General features: G+C 67.8%; 2 protein-coding genes. Both read left to right on the forward strand.

The window, feature by feature from the left end:
• Positions 1-188 precede the first annotated feature (188 nt).
• The gene (gene clpX / locus PLL68_RS13970; protein ID WP_324535103.1) at positions 189-1,475 is read left to right on the forward strand and encodes an ATP-dependent Clp protease ATP-binding subunit ClpX; all 1,287 of its coding nucleotides are present in this window, start codon (positions 189-191) and stop codon (positions 1,473-1,475) included.
• A 43-nt stretch (positions 1,476-1,518) separates the two neighbouring features.
• The coding region (locus PLL68_RS13975) for a LacI family DNA-binding transcriptional regulator (protein ID WP_324535105.1) at positions 1,519-2,372 on the forward strand (854 nt) is incomplete at its 3' end.

Below are 2,372 nucleotides of genomic sequence, written 5' to 3' on the forward strand. Positions count from 1 at the left end.
GAGCGGACGGCATCCGGTTTCTCGTGGTGGGCAGGCGCGGTTGTGACGCACCGGCCGGGTCGAGAGCCGTTGCGCTGACAGCGGAAAGGGCAGACTCGCCCGGCGCGTGCGGGCTTCAATGGGTGCAGTGATCGGCGCCGACGGGTAGCGTCGGGCCAGTCGTCACCAGCGTCAGGGAAGGGTCATTCGTGGCACGTGTCGGAGAGTCGGGTGACTTGCTGAAGTGTTCCTTCTGCGGCAAGTCCCAGAAGCAGGTCAAGAAGCTCATCGCAGGGCCCGGCGTCTACATCTGTGACGAGTGCATCGACCTGTGCAACGAGATCATCGAGGAGGAGCTCGCCGAGTCCAGCGAGCTCGGGCTCGACGACCTGCCCAAGCCGCGCGAGATCTTCGACTTCCTCGAGCAGTACGTCATCGGTCAGGACGTCGCCAAGAAGGCGCTGGCGGTGGCGGTCTACAACCACTACAAGCGCATCCAGGCGGGGGAGTCGGCCCTGGGCAAGAAGGACCCCGACCACGTCGACATCTCGAAGTCGAACATCCTGCTGATCGGCCCGACCGGTTGCGGCAAGACCTACCTCGCGCAGACCCTCGCCAAGATGCTCAACGTCCCGTTCGCCATCGCGGACGCCACGGCGCTGACCGAGGCGGGCTACGTCGGTGAGGACGTCGAGAACATCCTCCTCAAGCTCATCCAGGCCGCTGACTACGACGTCAAGAAGGCCGAGACGGGCATCATCTACATCGACGAGGTCGACAAGATCGCCCGCAAGTCCGAGAACCCGAGCATCACGCGGGACGTCTCGGGTGAAGGGGTCCAGCAGGCCCTGCTGAAGATCCTCGAGGGCACGACGGCCTCGGTGCCCCCGCAGGGTGGGCGCAAGCACCCCCACCAGGAGTTCATCCAGATCGACACGACCAACGTGTTGTTCATCGTCGGCGGGGCGTTCGCCGGCCTCGAGAAGCTCATCGAGTCCCGCAACGGCAAGAAGGGCCTGGGCTTCGGCTCCGAGCTGCACACCCCGAAGGACCTCGCCGAGAGCATCCACGAGGTCATGCCCGAGGACCTCATGAAGTTCGGCCTGATCCCCGAGTTCATCGGGCGCGTGCCGGTCATCACGACGGTGGCGCCGCTCGACAACGACGCCCTCGTGCGCATCCTCACCGAGCCGCGCAACGCCCTCATCAAGCAGTACCAGAAGATGTTCGAGATCGACGGCGTCGTGCTGGAGTTCACCGAGGACGCCGTCGAGGCGGTCGCCGACCAGGCGTTGGCGCGTGGCACCGGAGCCCGGGGCCTGCGCGCGATCATGGAGGAGGTCCTGCTCCCCACGATGTTCGACGTGCCGAGCGACGACGAGATCGCCAAGGTCGTCGTCACCAGTGAGGTCGTCCGCAAGAACGTCCTGCCGACCATCGTGCGTCACAGTGACGATCCCACCCGCAAGCGCGCCCCCCGCAAGCGCTCCGCCTGACGTGACGGCTCCGGCTCGCCGGCGTCGGCCCACGCTCGAACAGGTGGCTCGCTACGCGGGGGTGTCCCGGGCGACGGTCTCGCGAGTCGTCAACGGGTCGACCACGGTGGACCCCGCGCTGCGCGAGGTCGTCCATCAGGCCGTCGACGACCTGAACTACGTGCCCAACGCTGCGGCGCGAGCCCTGATGACGCGGCGCACCGACAGCGTCACCCTCGTCGCAGCCGAAGGTGACGACCGCGTCTTCGGGGACCCGTTCTTCGCGCAGATCGTGCGAGGAGCGAGCCAGGAGCTCACCCGGGCCGGGGTGCAGCTGTCCCTGTCGATGACCCAGTCCGATCGTCAGATCACATCGCTGTCGCGCTACCTCGCGGGTGGTCACACCGACGGCGTCCTCCTCATCTCCGAGCACGGGGGCCACCGCCTGGCCGAGAAGCTCGTCGAGGCCGGCATCCCCGTCGTCATCGGTGGGCGACCCCTCGACCCCGCGGTCGAGGTCCCGTACGTCGACAACGACAACGTGACCGGCGGACGCCTGGCCGCCGAGCACCTGCGGGCCCGCGGATGCCGCCGGGTCGCCACGATCGCCGGCCCCGCCGACATGTCGGCCGGGCGTGACCGGCTCGAGGGCTTTCGCCAGGGGCTCGGCCCCGACTTCCGCGAAGACCTCGTCGAGCACGGCCTGTTCACCATGGCCTCGGGGGAGGCCGCGGCGACCCGGCTCTTCGAGCGGTCACCGGACATCGACGGCATCTTCGTCGCGTCCGACCTCATGGCGCTCGGTGCCATCAGCGTGATCCGCAAGCTCGGCAAGCGCGTCCCCGATGACGTGGCGATCGTCGGGTTCGACGACATCGAGCTGGCGAGCATGGCCGAACCCAGCCTGACGACCATCCG

The organism is Ornithinibacter sp. (assembly GCF_035443565.1).
Taxonomy (GTDB): Bacteria; Actinomycetota; Actinomycetes; order Actinomycetales; family Dermatophilaceae; genus Fodinibacter.